This window comes from Parahaemophilus parainfluenzae (genome assembly GCF_001053575.1).
Lineage (GTDB): Bacteria > Pseudomonadota > Gammaproteobacteria > Enterobacterales > Pasteurellaceae > Haemophilus_D > Haemophilus_D parainfluenzae_S.
In genome coordinates, this window is the sequence record NZ_JVSL01000029.1 from 35,932 (window position 1) to 48,241 (window position 12,310).

At 38.9% G+C, this 12,310-nt stretch carries 15 protein-coding genes; 11 read left to right on the top strand and 4 right to left on the bottom strand.

What is annotated here, in order from left to right; genetic code table 11:
* Position 1: 1 nt before the first annotated feature.
* The 11 genes from AC979_RS05710 to AC979_RS05760 all read left to right on the top strand — a co-directional run bounded on the left by AC979_RS05710 (position 2) and on the right by AC979_RS05760 (position 10,060).
* Positions 2-1,201: a hypothetical protein gene (locus AC979_RS05710; RefSeq protein WP_049373291.1), complete on the top strand. Its 1,200-nt coding sequence runs from the start codon at positions 2-4 to the stop codon at positions 1,199-1,201.
* Positions 1,194-2,075, top strand: a complete 882-nt coding sequence (locus tag AC979_RS05715; protein ID WP_049373294.1) for a glycosyltransferase family 2 protein — start codon at positions 1,194-1,196, stop codon at positions 2,073-2,075. The genes AC979_RS05710 and AC979_RS05715 overlap by 8 nt, the downstream gene beginning before the upstream one ends.
* A gap of 5 nt (positions 2,076-2,080) precedes the next feature.
* Positions 2,081-2,452, top strand: coding sequence for a hypothetical protein (locus tag AC979_RS05720; RefSeq protein WP_152670488.1), 372 nt, complete (start codon positions 2,081-2,083; stop codon positions 2,450-2,452).
* Positions 2,453-2,492: 40 nt separating this feature from the next.
* Complete coding sequence (locus tag AC979_RS05725; protein ID WP_049373297.1) at positions 2,493-3,296, top strand: glycosyltransferase family 2 protein; 804 nt, start codon at positions 2,493-2,495, stop codon at positions 3,294-3,296.
* A 33-nt stretch (positions 3,297-3,329) separates the two neighbouring features.
* Positions 3,330-4,448: a lytic murein transglycosylase gene (locus tag AC979_RS05730; RefSeq protein ID WP_049373298.1), complete on the top strand. Its 1,119-nt coding sequence runs from the start codon at positions 3,330-3,332 to the stop codon at positions 4,446-4,448.
* 79 nt (positions 4,449-4,527) lie between these two features.
* Complete coding sequence (locus AC979_RS05735; RefSeq protein ID WP_049373301.1) at positions 4,528-5,667, top strand: cytochrome-c peroxidase; 1,140 nt, start codon at positions 4,528-4,530, stop codon at positions 5,665-5,667.
* A gap of 99 nt (positions 5,668-5,766) precedes the next feature.
* Positions 5,767-6,882, top strand: a complete 1,116-nt coding sequence (locus AC979_RS05740; RefSeq protein WP_049373302.1) for an ABC transporter substrate-binding protein — start codon at positions 5,767-5,769, stop codon at positions 6,880-6,882.
* Between the two features lie 15 nt (positions 6,883-6,897).
* A complete protein-coding gene (locus tag AC979_RS05745) occupies positions 6,898-7,947 on the top strand; it encodes a FecCD family ABC transporter permease (protein WP_049373304.1) in 1,050 nt (349 codons plus the stop codon).
* A complete protein-coding gene (locus tag AC979_RS05750; RefSeq protein ID WP_049373306.1) occupies positions 7,947-8,720 on the top strand; it encodes an ABC transporter ATP-binding protein in 774 nt (257 codons plus the stop codon). The genes AC979_RS05745 and AC979_RS05750 overlap by 1 nt, the downstream gene beginning before the upstream one ends.
* Positions 8,721-8,733: 13 nt before the next feature.
* Positions 8,734-9,168: a pseudoazurin gene (locus AC979_RS05755; protein ID WP_049373308.1), complete on the top strand. Its 435-nt coding sequence runs from the start codon at positions 8,734-8,736 to the stop codon at positions 9,166-9,168.
* Between the two features lie 70 nt (positions 9,169-9,238).
* Positions 9,239-10,060, top strand: coding sequence for an ATP-grasp domain-containing protein (locus AC979_RS05760; RefSeq protein ID WP_049373310.1), 822 nt, complete (start codon positions 9,239-9,241; stop codon positions 10,058-10,060).
* 55 nt (positions 10,061-10,115) lie between these two features.
* On the opposite strand, the gene AC979_RS05765 is transcribed toward AC979_RS05760, so the two are convergent.
* The 4 genes from AC979_RS05765 to AC979_RS05780 form a co-directional block, all read right to left on the bottom strand.
* Positions 10,116-10,739, bottom strand: a complete 624-nt coding sequence (locus AC979_RS05765; protein WP_049373312.1) for a hypothetical protein — start codon at positions 10,737-10,739, stop codon at positions 10,116-10,118.
* A gap of 100 nt (positions 10,740-10,839) precedes the next feature.
* Complete coding sequence (locus AC979_RS05770; RefSeq protein WP_049373315.1) at positions 10,840-11,163, bottom strand: c-type cytochrome; 324 nt, start codon at positions 11,161-11,163, stop codon at positions 10,840-10,842.
* 5 nt (positions 11,164-11,168) lie between these two features.
* Positions 11,169-11,648 carry a TlpA family protein disulfide reductase gene (locus tag AC979_RS05775; RefSeq protein ID WP_049373317.1) on the bottom strand — a complete coding sequence of 160 codons (480 nt, stop codon included), beginning with the start codon at positions 11,646-11,648 and terminating at the stop codon, positions 11,169-11,171.
* Positions 11,638-12,309, bottom strand: coding sequence for an ABC transporter ATP-binding protein (locus tag AC979_RS05780; protein ID WP_049373319.1), 672 nt, complete (start codon positions 12,307-12,309; stop codon positions 11,638-11,640). The genes AC979_RS05775 and AC979_RS05780 overlap by 11 nt, the downstream gene beginning before the upstream one ends.
* Position 12,310 lies beyond the last annotated feature (1 nt).

The window sequence follows — 12,310 nt, forward strand, 5'->3', positions numbered from 1 at the left end:
AATGACCGCACTTTTTAATCTTTTTTATCTTTACGATCCTTGGCTGTTTCATGTCGTACGAATGTCATTCGTCGCTGGTTTAGCGGCATTGGCTGTATTGGCTTATCAGTATCTTAAAAAGCAGAAACCACAAGGTATTACCGTGCCAGTGGATAGTTTAGCCGTTATCATTGGGCTGATTGCATTTAGTGTGATTCCGCTTTTAGTTAACGGTACGCGAGATTTTTCTGTCATCACCATGTATGTGAAAGAGCTGATTTTATTTATCTTCGGCGTGGGACTTTATAATGCCTTCTATGCCAATGTAAATGGTCAACTGAAGGTGGTGCGTGATTTACAATTTGGTGTGGTGGTGCAGTTTGTTGTGGGCGTGATTGGCTTACTCGGTGCATCATTTATGATTGATTTCTTGCTTTCAACCAATGCGGTGTTGCCCGCACGTTTTTATGGTTCAGAGCAGGAGTATCGCTTATATAACATCACCGCAACCGCCTTTTTTCAACTGAGTTTATTCTATTTGATGCTGTTGCATTTCTTACTGGCTTACAACGCTAAACATAATACGCTTCCAAGTATTTTAGTGTTTTTTATGCTATGTATTGGCTTGATTTCAGGACGTACATTCCTTCTGTTATCGGTTGTGAGCATTTTAGTGTATTTCAAATGGCGTTATGTGCCATCACTCATTGCATTTGCTGTTTTGGTATTATTACTGGCCTATTTCTTACCTGAAAATCCTTATGTAGCACATGCTTTAGAGCCCGTGATTAATTTATTACATGGTGCAGGATTTGTCAGTTCGTCAACGGATACATTGATGAAAAACCATCTCTTTATGCCAACACTTAAGCAGTTCATTTATGGCGATGGTATGTATATGACAGGTGAGTTAGAAGTTGGTCGTTATTATGGACATACAGACTCTGGTTTCTTACGCCAAATTCTTTATGGTGGTGTGTCTTATGCTTTAGTGTGTTTTGCCGTGACATTCTATTTTGTACGCAAAGTCGCCTTAAACTGGTTTGATGGTAGCTGGAAATTTATCCTTTCTGCCTTCGTGATTTTAGCGTTCTGTAATATCAAAGCGGACACCTTTGCTTTCCCAGGTATTATGTTTGTCATGCTGATGTTCTTATCGCTTTTTGGCACTCACGGTAAACAACTTATTTTATTTAAACAAAAGGAGCCGAAAGATGTTTAGTATCATCGTGCCTTCTTATAATCGGAAAGAAGAAATTCCTGCCTTATTGGAAAGTTTAACCAAGCAAACCACCTATAATTTTGATGTGGTGATTGTGGATGATTGCTCAAAAGAACCCGTTGAAGTGACACAATCGTATCCATTTTCAGTTAAAGTGATTCGTAACGAAACCAATCAAGGGGCGGCAGAAAGCCGTAATATCGGGGCAAGAAATGCCGATAATGAATGGCTGTTATTCCTTGATGACGATGATCGTTTTGCAAATGATAAATGTCAGAAATTAGCCGATGTGATTGTCGAGCATGCTGATGTTAACTTTGTTTATCATCCAGCAAAATGTGAAATGGTGAATGAAGGTTTTAGCTATGTGACTAACCCCATTGAGCCACAAGAGATTAGCGTAGAGCGAATTTTACTGGCGAATAAAATCGGTGGTATGCCGATGATTGGGGTGAAAAAAGATCTGTTTTTAAAAATTGGCGGATTATCCACCGCACTTCGTTCATTGGAAGATTACGACTTTTTGCTGAAACTTGTACAAGATCCAACATTTAAAGCGTGCAAAGTGGCAGAACCGTTGACTTATTGTACGTTCCATACCAAGCGTTCTAGCGTATCAACGGATACGACTAATACGCAAAAAGCGATTGATTATATCCGTGAACATTATGTGAAAACGGAAGAGCAAGAAAAGAATTTTGCTATCAACGCACAATATATGTTGGCTTACCCACATATTATGAATTTATCCCGTAAAGCGGCTTTTTACTATTTTGAAATTTTTAAATTAACGAAAAGTATTAAGCAGCTAATTATTGCCTTTGTGGTTCTAATTTCACCTAAATTGGCAATTAATTTGAAACGGTTTATGTAGTTCGAATGAGAAAGAATATATTAGTCATCTCTATATTGATGCTTTTTTTTGTAGTAACGTTAATTCATTCTTGTAGCCCTAATGCTCAAAAACAAGATGTTAGAGAAAAGGCAGGGATTCGATTACTTTCAGCAATCTATAAAGAAAAGCTATCATCAAAGATAATAAAAATGGAGAGTTTTAAATATTATAAGATAGGTATATTACTTTCTGGCGATAAAGAACACTATACTGAACTTGTGAAGAAGAATGGGTATGTGGCTATTAGTAATGGCTATTTTTGTAAAGATAGAAATTTAATAAAAATCTATGATAGTAATGAAGGCGTATGGTTAAAGTACAATTATTCAGATGATCATTGCCTTAATGTTAATTAATTTGTAATAGCTGTAGAGAGAATCTCTACGAGAGAGAAGTATGAAATTTTCAGTTTTAATGTCCTTATATATTAAGGAAAACCCACAATATTTAAGAGAATGTTTTGAAAGTTTAGTGGCTCAAACCCATCCAGCAGATGAGATTGTGTTGGTGTTTGATGGTGCGGTAACGCCAGAATTGGAAGCCGTGGTTTCTGAATTCGAAACCAAATTACCCTTAAACTTAGTGAACTTGCCAAAGAACTTAGGCTTAGGTAAAGCGCTCAATGAAGGATTAAAACATTGTTCGCACGATTGGGTCTTCCGTATGGATACCGATGATATTTGTGTGCCTGAGCGTTTTGCGAAACAAGTGGCGTTTATTGAGCAACATCCGGATACAATTATTTTCGGAGGACAGATTGCTGAGTTTGGCGAAAATATTCAAGACATCGTGGCATATCGTAACGTGCCGACTGAAGCACAAGATATCGTTAAATTTACCCAAAAACGTTGTCCGTTCAATCACATGACGGTGGCATATCAAAAAAGTGCGGTTATTAATTGTGGTGGATATGAGGATTTACAGGAAGATTATTACCTGTGGATTAAGCTCGTGGCGCAAGGTCAAAAAGTGGCAAACTTGCCGGACATTTTAGTTTATGCCCGCGTGGGTAATGGCATGGTAGGGCGTCGTCGTGGTTTAAACCAAGCGAAAGCAGAATGGCGTTTATTTAAATTGAAACATCGCTTAGGTATTCAAGGCTTATTTTCAGGCTTATTCACCTTTGCCTTGCGCTCAGGTTCTCGCTTATTACCAACCTCATTATTGAAAGCTGTTTATAACAAATTTTTACGCAAATAATGCGATATTTTGATCATTAAAAAAGGAAAAGAAATGAATTTAATCTCAACGTTAAAAATGACGGCATTATCGACCGCACTTTTATTGGCGGGTTGTTCAAGTAATACGACAACAACGACAACGTCATCCACGAAAAGTATTCCGTCAGTAAGCAGTAATGCTGTTTATAGCAAACCAAGAACTTTAGATAACTTTAATGATTATGTTCAGTTCTTAAAAGGCAAAGCGGCTGCTGAAGGCGTATCGTTGTCAGTATTGAATGCACAAAATAATATTCAATATATGCAAAAGGCTGTAGATTTGGATCGTGCACAAGCGGGGAGAAGCCAACGTAATGCGGATCAACCACAGTTACCGAACCCAAACGGTACAACGAATTATTTGAATAAAGTACTGACCCAAAACAAAGTAGACATTGCCGAAGAGCGTTATTGGGAAGTCCAAGCGCCATTACAACAAGCAAGCCAACGCTATGGCGTTCAACAAGAATATATTCTTGCTTTATGGGGTATGGAAAGTAGTTTTGGCTATTATCAAGGTAGCTATGATGTACTATCAGCTTTAGCCACATTAGCCTTTGATGGTAGACGTGAAGCCTTATTTAGCAAAGAATTTGTGAATGCGATGAAAATGTTAGAACGTGATCATATTCAACGCAATAAAATGTTAGGCTCTTGGGCTGGCGCAATGGGGCAAACCCAATTCATGCCAAGTGCATTCTTAAATTATGCAGCAGATGGCAATAATGATGGTGTGAAGGACATTTGGACGAACCAATTTGATGCGTTTGCTTCAATTGCAAATTATCTTCACACTGTAGGTTGGGATAACAAATTGCCTTGGGGCGTTGAAGTAACATTAAATCAACCATTAGATTTATCGCTTTCTGGTATTGAGAAGAATAAAGCACGTTCACTCAGCGACTGGCAGTCTAAAGGCGTCACTTTAGCGAGCTTTAGCCAACAAGAACAAGATAAACTTGCCGCGCTTTCTCAAGCTGATCTTTGGCTAGTTCGCCCTGATAAAGAAGTTGGTCGCGCATTCTTGGTTTCCAATAACTACCGCACGATTTTAGATTGGAACAAATCAAATTACTTCGGCGTGAGCATCGGTATGTTTGCTGATCGCATTAAGATGGCCACCGGCTTGTAGAAAATTATTTTCCTTTTATAATCCAACAAAGCTTTGTTGGATTATTTTTTATCTATAATTTGAATATTTGGAGAAAACGATGCAAAAAAAATGGCTTTCTATTTTATTGTTTGCCCCCCTGATGCAAAGTAATTATGTATTGGCTGATCAAGCAGCGAAAAAAGAATTGGATTATAAAGCACTCGGTGAAGTGTTGTTTTTTGATAAATCGATTTCTTTTAATAAAACACAAAGCTGTTCAACCTGTCATAGTCCAGATACCGCTTTTGTGGATCAACGTAAAAACTCTGCAAACCAAATAGTCTCAGAAGGGGATAATCCCCATCTTCATGGTAATCGCAATGCCAATACTGCGCTTTATGCAATGTTCTCACCGGATTTTCATTTCGATAAAAAAATTCAAGATTATGTAGGCGGACAGTTCTGGGATGGTCGTGCGAAAGATTTAGCCGAGCAAGCAGGTGGACCACCAGTAAACCCAGTAGAAATGGGTATGCCAGCTAAGAAAGCTATTGTTGAACGTTTAAAAGCAGATCCGACCTATTACAAACCTATTACAGATCTTTATGGCGAAAGCATTTGGGCTGATACCGACAAGATTTATGCCATTATGGAAAAAGCCATTGGCGAGTTCGAAAAACAGGAATTATTTGCGCCATTCTCTTCAAAATATGATCGTGCTTTAAAAGGTGAAGCAGAATTGACCGCACTTGAATCTGAAGGTAAGGCATTATTTTTCGATAAAACACGCACAAATTGTAGTAACTGCCACCAATCAAGTGAAGCGAATTCAGCAAAAGAAACCTTTACGAATTACCGCTATTTCAATATCGGCGTACCAAGTAACCAAGCGTTAATTAAGTTGAATAAACTTGCGGCAGATTTTGTGGATAATGGATTATTGGATAATCCTATGGTGAAAGGTGATGAAAAGCAAAAAGGCAAATTTAAAGTGCCAACATTGCGTAATATTAGCGTCACAGCACCTTATATGCATAACGGCGTTTTCCGTGATCTAAAAACCGTTTTGCTATTTAAAGACAGTTTTAATAATCCTAATCGTAAAATTAATCCTGAAACAGGAAAAGCGTGGGATAAAGCCGAATATGCTCAAACCATTAATCCTGATGTTTTAAAAGCCAAACCGCTTACAGATGAAGAGATTAATGCATTAGAAGCATTCTTAAAAACGTTAACTGACGAAGCTTACGAAGAATAATTAAACGCCTGAGTTGAATTTAGCAATCGTTTTCGCTATTATACGCATCGATAATTATTATCATTTAAATTGTTTAATTTTACTCAGGAGATTTTTCTTATGAAAAGACGTTTTTCAACTGTAGCGATTGCCACTATTCTTGGTTTAAGTGCAGGTTTTGCCAATGCTGATCCCGTGAAAGTAAAAGATATACTTGATCGTGAAGTCACCGTTGATTTACCGGCAAAACGTGTGGTACTTGGTTTCTATTACCAAGATTATATGGCAGTTGGTGGTGACAAAGCGTTAGATAACGTTGTCGGTTTTTCTAAGAAAGTATGGTCTTCTTGGGCACCAGCAAGCTGGGAGTTATTCAGCAAAGCGGTACCAAAATTGAATCAATTAGATGATGTGGGTGAAGTAGAGGAAGGCACGTTCTCTGTAGAAAAAGTGCTTTCATTAAAACCAGATCTTTTAGTCTTAGCTGATTGGCAGTACGAAATGCTAGGATCTGATTTAGATGCTATCAATGAAGCGGGTATTCCAATTGTGGTATTAGATTACAATGCTCAAACCTTAGATAAGCACATTAAATCTACTGAAATTATTGGCGAATTAACAGGTCAGAAAGATCGCGCAGCAAAAATTGCGAAAGAATATAAAGACATTGTTGAACATATCCAGACGACGGTTAAAAATGCAAAATTAGCAAAACAACCGAAAGTGTACGTGGAGTTTGGTCGTGGTGGCCCAGCTGAACAAGGGATGACGTTTTTCTCTAGCATGTGGGGCTCTATGATTAGCCTTGTTGGTGCAGAAAACGTGGCGCCGGCAGAAATTGGCAAATGGGGTACGTTGGCTGCAGAGAAAGTGTTAGCCGCGAAACCGGATGCAATTATTATTACAGGCCGTGAAACTGAATTGAAGAAAAATCAAGACGGTATGGTAATGGGCTTTGGTATTGAAAAAGCCGAAGCGGAACGTCGTTTAAACGCATTCAAACATCGTGCAGGTTGGGCTGAATTACCGGCAGTGAAAAACAACCGTGTTTATGCAGCCTATCATGCGAACTCTCGTACTTTATCAGACAGTGCTTCTGTTCAGTTTGTGGCTAAAGCCGCTTATCCTGATCTGTTTAAAGATTTAGATCCTCAACAAACTTACTTAAACTTCTATAAAAACTACTTACCGGTTACCCCGGAAGGTACGATTTATCTTTTCCCTGAAAGCAAATAAGGGAAGCGTTAATTCATGAAAAATAATTCTGTTGTAGCAGATATTGTGGCTAACCAGCGTAAGCTTGAACGCAAACGCTGGTTTGTTATTTTATCTTTTCTTGCTATTGGCGTGGTCAGTCTAATCCTTGATGTGATGACAGGCCCTGCGATGCTATCGGTGTCGGAAGTTGTGAACGCCTTATTCGGCATTGGTGAAGTCGATAAAATGACGAACAATATTGTGCATAATTTACGTTTACCCATGGCATTGATGGCGCTTGTAGTCGGGGCAACATTGGCTGTTGGCGGGGCGGAGATCCAAACCTTATTAAATAACCCGATGGCAAGTCCTTATACATTAGGTCTTGCGGCTGCGGCAGGTTTTGGGGCTTCTGTTGTGATTGCTTTCGGAAGTTTTGGTTTACCCGTACAAGTTGCCGTACCAATTGGTGCGTTTGTCATGACCATGCTTGCCTCGGGGATTCTTTTCTTATTTGCCTCTAAACGTCGTTTTAGCTCTGAAATGCTCGTGTTGGTGGGGATTGCATTGCTCTTTATTTTCCAATCCTTACTTTCATTGGTGCAATTTATTTCGGCGCCGGAAGTCTCACAACAAATCCTATTCTGGCTATTTGGTAGTTTAAATAAAGCGACGTGGCAAAGCTTAATCATCATTATTGTCGTAACTACAATTTGTGTCGCATTACTTTCAAAAGAGCTTTGGAAATTGACCGCACTTCGTTTAGGGGAAGATCGAGCGGCGAGTCTTGGCATCAATTTGCAAGTATTACGTATTAAGGTTTTAGTTCTTGTCGCTATGATGACGGCGACAGCAATCAGTTTCGTGGGCGTGATTGGCTTTATCGGCTTAGTTGCACCACATGTTGCTCGAATGTTGCTTGGTGAAGATCAACGTTTCTTCTTACCGGGGGCAATGTTAGTCGGTGCTGCATTCTTATCCCTTTCTTCGGTATTATCCAAAGTCATTATCCCTGGCGCATTATTCCCCGTGGGGATCGTTACCTCGTTTATTGGTGTGCCTTTCTTCTTTTGGATTATTTTAAATAACAAGCGGGGACAATAATGTTAGAATTAAAGAATCTTACGGTAAAACGAGGTGATCTCACCGTTGCGGATCACATTAATGTCCGTTTTGAGGAAGGCAAAGTGTATACGGTACTTGGGCCAAACGGCACAGGAAAATCCTCCATGCTGAAAACCATTTTTGGTGAATTACCACATGAAGGAATGATTACCTATCAAGGCAAACAGCTAGAACGGACGAAGTTAGCCGATTGGCGTAAACCCATTGGCTATATGCCTCAAGATAGCCGAGTAGATGCAAGTTTGACCGCACTTGAAGTTGTCCTTTTGGGACGAATGGATAGTCTAACGATGCGAGTAAGCGATGAACTTCTTACTGAAGCAGCAAGCATTATGGCTCAATTAGGTATTGGTCATTTAGCCCATCGTGATATTCTGAATCTCAGTGGGGGACAGCGTCAAATGGTGATGTTTGCCCAGGTTTTATTACGAGAGCCACAGATTTTAATGTTGGACGAGCCGGTGAGTGCGTTAGATATGCATCATCAGCTTAATCTATTAGAAGAAGTTTACACCTATACGAAACAGAAAAATCTGATTACTATAATGGTATTACATGATTTAAGTCTTGCTGCTCAATTTTCAGATGAGTTGATTTTACTTGGTGAAGGTAAAGTGCAAGGCGTGGGCGACGCTCATCATGTTTTACAAGTAGAAACCATTAATCGTTTATATTGTGTAAACGTTGAATTATTACAATGTAGTGCAGGTTTGCCGGTGGTTCGTCCACAACGTAAATCAGCGCATTCTTAAGAAGGAAATGAAAATGAAAAAAATCGCACTTGCAGCATTATTAGGATTAAGTTTTGCTGCTCAAGCCGCACATTATGACATCAAAATGTTGAATTCAAACAGTGAAGGCTCAATGGTTTTTGAACCGGGTTATTTAAAAGTACAACCAGGTGATACGGTGACATTTCGTGCAGAAAATAAAAGCCACTTTGTACACAGTAAAGCGATTCCTGAAGGCGCACAAAAATTCCAATCTGAAGAAGATCAGGAACTCACAATCACTTTAGATAAAGAAGGTGTTTATGTTTATACCTGCCCAGTACATCGTTCAATGAATATGAATGGTGTGATTCAAGTGGGTGATAATCTACCAAACAAAGAACAAGCAGAGAAAGTAGTGAAAGATCTTGAGAAGAAATCAATGACGAATAAAGGTCGTCTTGAAAAATATTTTGCTCAAGTAAAATAATCTTTGAAATCGATGCGCCAGTTAAATAATTGGCGCATCTTCTTTATGTTTAAATCCGTTATTATTTACTATGCTTACGATTACCACTTGTAAAACGTATCCTTCGGTCCCTCAAAATCTTATTCCTGTTCAAACACAACTTTCTAATCAAGGTATTCCTACTCAATTTTTGCCTTGGCAAGAAACATTACAGAGTCATTTTATTCTGCCTTTAGCAGCATGGGATTATGCGAATTTCTACAATGAATTTATTCAATGGATGAAACAGCATAAGAATGCGTTCATCAATCCTGCGGAATTAATGTTATGGAATAGCCATAAAGGCTATCTATGTGATTTGCAGAATTGGGGCATCAATGTTATTCCAACCCTTATTTGTTCTGCAAAAACATCTGAAATTTTGACCGCACTTGAACGCCAAGATTGGTCAGAATTTGTCATCAAACCTGCTGTAGGGCAGAGCGGTAATTTGGTGACAAAACTAAAACAAGGTGAAGCATTACCCGATCTTTCTGCGTATGGTGAGCAAGTTGTGTTACAGCCGTTTATTCCTGAAGTGGCCACAAATGGTGAAACCAGTTTGATTTTTTTCAATGGTGTATTTAGTCATGCTATTCGCCGACAGCCACCTCAAAATGAATGGCGAGCGAATTCACAATATAAAGTTGAAATTATCCCTGTTGAGGTTGATCGTCATATTATTGAAACAGCGCGCCATGTTTTACATAAATTGCCAGAGATGCCTGTCTATGCACGAGTAGATGGAACGATTATTAACAATACATTTTTATTGAATGAATTAGAGTTGATTGAGCCTGCGTTATATTTAGATCGTTGGGATGGGTTGACAGAGCGATTTGTGGATGTGTTGAAAAGCAGAATACTAAAATAAGCGCATAAAAAAACCTTACTTTTTACAGTAAGGTTTTTTTCATTTTAACGATTAATTATTTTGCAGCTGGAGCGGCTGGAGCAGCTGGTGCTGCAGGCGCAAATTTTTGTGCTAAATCAGCACCGTCTTTTTGTAATTTAGCTACTGCAGCTTGTAGTTTTTCAACTTTAGCTTGGTAAGCTTTAGTTTGTTCTTCAGTTGGCGCTTTAGTTGCTAAGTTTAATTGATCAACTAATAATTCGCTTGATAATGCAAGCACTTCTTTATTTTGATCTTTAATGCTTTTCACTGAAGGTGCTGTAATATCTAATTTATCTAAGCTTGCAATTGTATCTTCAACAGTTTTGTTGAACGTTTTGATTGCTTCTTCAATTTTTTTATCATCTTTTGCTTGAACAGCAGCAGTTAAATCAGATTGAAGTTTTTGTTGAGCAGCCATTTGAGCTTGCGCTTGGCTTGCGTTCCATTCAAGTAGTTTGTTGTAGTCAGCTTGTTCTTGCGCTGGTGTTGCTTCAGCTAGTTTTGCTGCTTCAGCAGGTTGAGCTGCTTCTTGTTTAGCTTCCGGCGCAGGCTGAGTGGTTTCAGGTTTTGCTGGAGCCGGTTTATCTGCTGGTTTATCACAAGCAGTTAAGAATAATGCAAATAATGCAGTTGCGCTGATTTTAGTGAATTTGTTCATAAAAAATCCTTTATTGATATAATAAAAATTTCTTAGCTTGTAAAACTAAGCCCCTTCTAAGACCGTATATTTTAGAATTAGTTTAAAAAAAATTCAAAAACTATTTTAGTGTTTGAATATATTCACTTAAATTATGAATATCTTGCTCACTTAAACGTTGTTTTGCCGGGCTTCCTGCACTAGGAATATTTCCTGCTTTTCGTTCTAAAAGTGCGGTTGAAATTTCTTCTGGTTTTAATTGATTAATAATTTTGGATTCACCCATCGCTGGTTTTTCGCCTTGTTTCCCATGACAAGTTGCACAAGAGCGTTTATATACCTTTTCTGCTTTCACTAAGTCAGCTTCGGCAGAAAGGGCAGGAGGGGCAAATAAAAAGCCTAAAACAGGTAAAAGTGTAGAGAGTAAGTAAATTCGTTTTTTCATTTTGGCTAGCCTTTAAATAATTTATCTAAATCTTCTGAGGGAATCGCGCCTTCATATTTAGCCTGAATATTACCTTCAGGTGTAATTACAAAACTTGTTGGCGTACCGATAAGCTGATAGCGTTCAGCAGTAATTTTTAATTGGTCTTTGATAACCGGTAACGTAAGCTGACGTTTGGCGACCACGGCTTTGGTATCCACTTTATCGCCATCTACATTAATGGCGATAAGCTGAACTTTATCTGGATTAGCTTCGGCCAATTTTTCGAATTCTTTTAATTCTGCGACACATCGTCCACAGGTTTCAGACCAGAATGTCAGTAAGCGAGTGCCTTTCCAATCATCAAGTTTCACTTCTTTACCTTGTAAATCATAGGCAGCGATGTCTGGTGCTTTTTGACCAATTGCAGCGACTTCATCTTTACAAGAAACGCTGCCAAAAATGACCGCACTTATGGCAAGTAGTTTGACGAATTTATTTTTCATGAATTTCCTCTTTTACAAATTTTCCGTGGTGGAGATAAATAACACGATCAGTCAACTCACCCAATTCTGGGTTGTGTGTCACCATCACAATGGTTCTACCTTGGCGATTTAACTCTTGTAGTAAATCCAGTACGAGCGCTTCATTTTTTTCGTCGAGGTTACCCGTAGGTTCATCGGCAAAAATAACGGGTGGTTGGTTCACTAATGCACGAGCAATACATACCCGTTGTTGTTCGCCTCCAGAAAGTTGGCTTGGACGATGATCAATACGATGACCTAATCCCACTTGTTCGAGTACCGCTTTAGCCGCCACCTCATCAATCACACTATGATAGTGCTGTGCGAGCATCACATTTTCAAGTGCGGTCAAATAAGGGATTAAATGGAATTGTTGGAAGACTAAACCAATTTTTTCTGCACGAAAACGCTGACGACCCACTTCATCCAGTTGTGCCGCATCGACACCATCTAAAATGACTTTACCTTCACTGGCGGTATCTAAACCGGTCAGAATATTCATGAGTGTCGTTTTACCTGAACCCGATGCCCCCATGATTGCAATAAACTCACCTTGGCGAATTTGAATATTAATATCCTCTAAAGCCGTGACTTGCCCGAATCGTTTATATAAATGTTGCGTTTCAATTACAAATTCACTCATT

What these genes read in the sequence shown, in the direction of transcription:
- AC979_RS05720 (WP_152670488.1), top strand. Translation starts at nt 2,081, where the DNA reads ATGAGAAAGAATATATTAGTCATCTCTATATTGATGCTTTTTTTTGTA.
- AC979_RS05745 (WP_049373304.1), top strand. Translation starts at nt 6,898, where the DNA reads ATGAAAAATAATTCTGTTGTAGCAGATATTGTGGCTAACCAGCGTAAG.
- AC979_RS05770 (WP_049373315.1), bottom strand. Translation starts at nt 11,163, where the DNA reads ATGAAAAAACGAATTTACTTACTCTCTACACTTTTACCTGTTTTAGGC.
- AC979_RS05730 (WP_049373298.1), top strand. Translation starts at nt 3,330, where the DNA reads ATGAATTTAATCTCAACGTTAAAAATGACGGCATTATCGACCGCACTT.
- AC979_RS05760 (WP_049373310.1), top strand. Translation starts at nt 9,239, where the DNA reads ATGCTTACGATTACCACTTGTAAAACGTATCCTTCGGTCCCTCAAAAT.
- AC979_RS05750 (WP_049373306.1), top strand. Translation starts at nt 7,947, where the DNA reads ATGTTAGAATTAAAGAATCTTACGGTAAAACGAGGTGATCTCACCGTT.
- AC979_RS05735 (WP_049373301.1), top strand. Translation starts at nt 4,528, where the DNA reads ATGCAAAAAAAATGGCTTTCTATTTTATTGTTTGCCCCCCTGATGCAA.
- AC979_RS05710 (WP_049373291.1), top strand. Translation starts at nt 2, where the DNA reads ATGACCGCACTTTTTAATCTTTTTTATCTTTACGATCCTTGGCTGTTT.
- AC979_RS05740 (WP_049373302.1), top strand. Translation starts at nt 5,767, where the DNA reads ATGAAAAGACGTTTTTCAACTGTAGCGATTGCCACTATTCTTGGTTTA.
- AC979_RS05725 (WP_049373297.1), top strand. Translation starts at nt 2,493, where the DNA reads ATGAAATTTTCAGTTTTAATGTCCTTATATATTAAGGAAAACCCACAA.
- AC979_RS05715 (WP_049373294.1), top strand. Translation starts at nt 1,194, where the DNA reads ATGTTTAGTATCATCGTGCCTTCTTATAATCGGAAAGAAGAAATTCCT.
- AC979_RS05775 (WP_049373317.1), bottom strand. Translation starts at nt 11,648, where the DNA reads ATGAAAAATAAATTCGTCAAACTACTTGCCATAAGTGCGGTCATTTTT.
- AC979_RS05755 (WP_049373308.1), top strand. Translation starts at nt 8,734, where the DNA reads ATGAAAAAAATCGCACTTGCAGCATTATTAGGATTAAGTTTTGCTGCT.
- AC979_RS05780 (WP_049373319.1), bottom strand. Translation starts at nt 12,309, where the DNA reads ATGAGTGAATTTGTAATTGAAACGCAACATTTATATAAACGATTCGGG.
- AC979_RS05765 (WP_049373312.1), bottom strand. Translation starts at nt 10,739, where the DNA reads ATGAACAAATTCACTAAAATCAGCGCAACTGCATTATTTGCATTATTC.